Origin of the sequence: Streptococcus jiangjianxini, assembly GCF_040225085.1 — a bacterium.
GTDB lineage: Bacteria > Bacillota > Bacilli > Lactobacillales > Streptococcaceae > Streptococcus > Streptococcus jiangjianxini.
In genome coordinates this window covers 1-3036 of record NZ_JBEHGL010000043.1, presented here as the reverse complement: position 1 = coordinate 3036, position 3036 = coordinate 1, and the positions used below count along the sequence as shown (strand labels likewise).

Annotated in this window: 1 protein-coding gene and 2 pseudogenes; 2 read left to right on the top strand and 1 reads right to left on the bottom strand. The window is 41.6% G+C overall.

Going from position 1 to position 3036, the window contains the following annotated elements; genetic code table 11:
• Positions 1-126 (top strand): annotated as a pseudogene (locus tag ABP870_RS10580) (IS30 family transposase); the annotation flags it as partial.
• 123 nt (positions 127-249) lie between these two features.
• On the opposite strand, the pseudogene ABP870_RS10575 reads toward ABP870_RS10580, so the two are convergent.
• Positions 250-1252: pseudogene (locus ABP870_RS10575) on the bottom strand (IS30 family transposase).
• A 256-nt stretch (positions 1253-1508) separates the two neighbouring features.
• Between ABP870_RS10575 and ABP870_RS10570 the strand changes: the two are divergent.
• On the top strand, positions 1509-2864 hold the full coding sequence (locus ABP870_RS10570) for an ISLre2 family transposase (protein ID WP_350015303.1): 1356 nt from the start codon (positions 1509-1511) through the stop codon (positions 2862-2864).
• Positions 2865-3036: the final 172 nt, after the last annotated feature.

Here is a 3036-nt window from a genome sequence, read left to right as displayed (position 1 = left end):
AAACAATCTAAAGCGATTATCACTCTTCAAACTGATGGACGAAAAGCCAGTGATATTGAACGCTCCCTTAATCGCTGGTTGTCACAATTTCCGAAGCATCTGTTCAAATCTATAACGTTTGATTGTGTCTATTTTGTCACAATAGGTGAGAACTTTTTTACGAAAATCTAGTGAATAAGCCATGATAATATTATATCTTTAATTGTCAAGTTAAGTGCAACACATTTTATCTGAATCAAAATTGAGAGTTTAGGCTCTTTGGGTTAGCCCAAAGAGTTTTCCGCGGACTGATACTCTAACAGTCTTCTTGGTCGCTGATTGATGGCTGAAGTTGCCTCAGCTAATTTTTCTGCTGTGATCAGCTTTAGGGATTGTCCTTTGGGGATGAACTCTCTGAGCAAACCATTGAAATGCTCATTGCTTCCTCGTTCGTATGATGAGTAAGCATGGGCATAATACACCTGAACGCCCTCTAATTCATGCAAGGAAGCGAATTCAGTACCGTTATCAGCTTTATGGATTTGATTGGGTAGTTACCAATGAGTTGAGTCATTGCCTCATTCACATAGTGAGCCTTCTTTTCAGCTAGATAGACCGTAATGGCATAGCGAGTCTGTCTTTCGACTAGAGTTAAAATAGATGGTTCCCCAGCTTGTTTCAGACCAAGAACAGAGTCAATTTCCCAATGTCCAAACTCGGAACGGTCATTGATGTCATTTGGACGCTCCTCGATGGAAGTACCAAAATGCTTTTTGGTTGACGATCGCTTCTTGGCCTTGGGTTTTAGGCGCATAGCTCGAGGCAAGTCAATAGGTTTAACCTCCAGTAACCCTTGATGAATATAGGTGTACATGGTTTTAGTACTGGCTATTGTTTCATTAGGATAAGCTACCTTATAGGACTGAATAAAGGTGTCTACACTATGGATTCGTGGTTTGGATAGCATGGCTTGCGTAAAGGCGCTTAAGAAGTCTTGTGAGACTTGTTCTAGTTTGAGGAAGTAAGTATGCTCTCGTCTCTTGTCAGCCAGTAGTTGAGCCGTGTCATCAAAATAAGCTTGACAATACTCAATTTTTCCGTTCACATTTGTCATCTGTTGGACGCTACCATGCTCAATTTCACGAGTGATGGTTGAGCGATGAACACCTAGTTGGCGAGCTATTTCACTTTTAGAAGCTCCTAGCTTTAGCAAGAGGGCAATCTTTCGTCTCTGACCCACGACAAACACATGAAGGATTTTTAGCAAGAAAATAAAGCTTTTTGTATTTCAATGTTCAGAATTTACAAAAATAGTAGACATGTTTAAGCGTTTCTCCTATAGTGAAAACGCTTAGATAAAATATTTTTATCTGCACTATAATTCGGAAATAACTGTTTCATGCGTTTATCGTGTCTCTGACCAGCGTTAGTGTAAAATAATTCTCGGAAAAGCGATTACAGGTTTTCAAAACGAAAAAAGTCCTATATCCTAGGAATGGAAAAAAGTAACCTAGAAGGATATAGAACCTATGGCTATTGTAATAGAGATTTGTGAAATTTTAAAGAGTCGTTTGCATTTAGCGGATTTTGACAATCGTGTCACGGCGTTGATGCGCCAAGTGTTGAGCCAGTCTTTAACAGAAGCTTTAGAACGATTGGATAAGGAAATCATTCAGTCCTATCTAGCAGATGGCTGGGAGATAAACCGCTTGGAAGTTCGTCAACTCACCTTTTTATTTGGTACGGTTTCCTTTCATCGCCGTCGGTTGCGAAAAGCAGGGGAGAAGAGTTTTGTGCCTTTGGATGAGGCAATAGGTCTAAAGCCAAGGGAACGTTACAGTCCGAGTTTTCATGAGAAAGTTAGCCTTTTAGCTACAGGCATGACCTATCGTCAAGCTTCGAGCAGTTTGCGTCTTTTGACAGGCATCGAAATGAGTCATCAAGGGATTCATAATCTTGTCCAACGAGTTGGTGAGAAACTTCTAAGCAGTCAAGATGTGCCAGAAACAACTGAATTAAGACGTCCGGACTATCTCTTTATCGAGGGTGATGGCGTCTGGATAGGCAGTCAAGAAAAGGGGAAGCACTTGGAGTTGAAACGAGGTCATATTCATGAGGGTGTCGGTCGTCATGGAGGGCGTGGCGAGTTAATGAATCCCGTTTACTTTAGCTACTTTGGAACCAGTAAGGACTTGTTCCAGCAGATGAGTGATTATATGGCAAGCCATTATGACTTGAGCAAGACGATTGTCATTGCCAATAGTGATGGTGGATCAGGCTATGAAGCAAGTAAGTTTGAAGACATGCTTGGTCGTCACAAGAGTTTTGCTTATTGCCTAGATGCTTACCACGTCATGAAGTGCATCACTGGTCAGTTAAGTTTTGATAAGCACTTATTACAAGCAGTGAGAGCTAGTGTGAAAGCTTATGATAGTGATCAGTTGGCCGTTCATTTAGATACAGCAGAATCCGTTATAGAGGATGAGAAGCAACTTGACAAGCTATTAGCCGTCAGGTCTTATTTGGAGAGCCATTGGGAAGCGATCAAACCCTTAAGGTTACGTCATTTAGGTGTGACATCTGGCGTTGGAACGTGTGAAGGCGGCCATCGCTTTTACAGCTACCGCCTCAAGAAGCAAGGCCGAAACTGGCGCGAATCTGGTGTGAGTCATATTGTGGCCATCATGACTGCGCAGAAAAACGGCACCTTTGAGGCTTTGTATCGTTGCTCTACTCCGTATCAACCTTTTAATGATGAGATAGACGTTAATATGCGACAGGTCCTTAGAAAGATGCCTCACGATCCTCACAGGATTCCACAGGCCCGTATCGTTTTGACTGGTGCAACTAGTTCACCAGTCGGCCAACTTAAGAAATGGATTTAGGGCTTTGAATAACTTTCCGAGAGAAACTTGACACAAACCTGACCACACGACAAACGCATGAAGAAACCATCGTTTTCAGATAACAGTTTCATAAAATAAGTTTGACCCCTTTGCTATACTAAAGATAGTGGAGGATTTTGTTATGAATGAGATACTAGATTTCTTGATAGGT